The sequence below is a fragment of the Salinarimonas soli genome (assembly GCF_008386575.1).
In the GTDB taxonomy this organism is placed as follows: domain Bacteria; phylum Pseudomonadota; class Alphaproteobacteria; order Rhizobiales; family Beijerinckiaceae; genus Salinarimonas_A; species Salinarimonas_A soli.
On record NZ_VUOA01000272.1, the window covers coordinates 1 to 244 of the forward strand.

The 244-nt window shown below is 68.9% G+C and carries 1 protein-coding gene; it reads left to right on the forward strand.

Translation table 11 applies throughout. The annotated features are described in order from the left end of the window. Nucleotides 1-244, forward strand: a 244-nt coding sequence (locus tag F0L46_RS26520) for a hypothetical protein (protein WP_188312179.1), incomplete at both ends; no start/stop codon positions are given.

The following is a 244-nucleotide window of genomic DNA, read 5'->3' on the forward strand; positions in this document are numbered from 1 at the left end:
CGGCTGGGCTCCAAAGCCTGACCATCGACAACTCCGCTCGGCTGACCACCCTGCGGCTGAACGGCACCTTCGCCGCGCTGCGCCGCGTGCAACTAAGCGGCACCGGGCTGACCAATCCCGACCTGCGTCCGGCCACTGAGCTGTCCGACGTCATCGCCAAGCGCAACGCCTCGCTCACCGGTCTGCAACTGCCCGGCGGGCTGCGCACCCTTGACCTGCGTGGGAATGCCGTGGCCAACCGCAA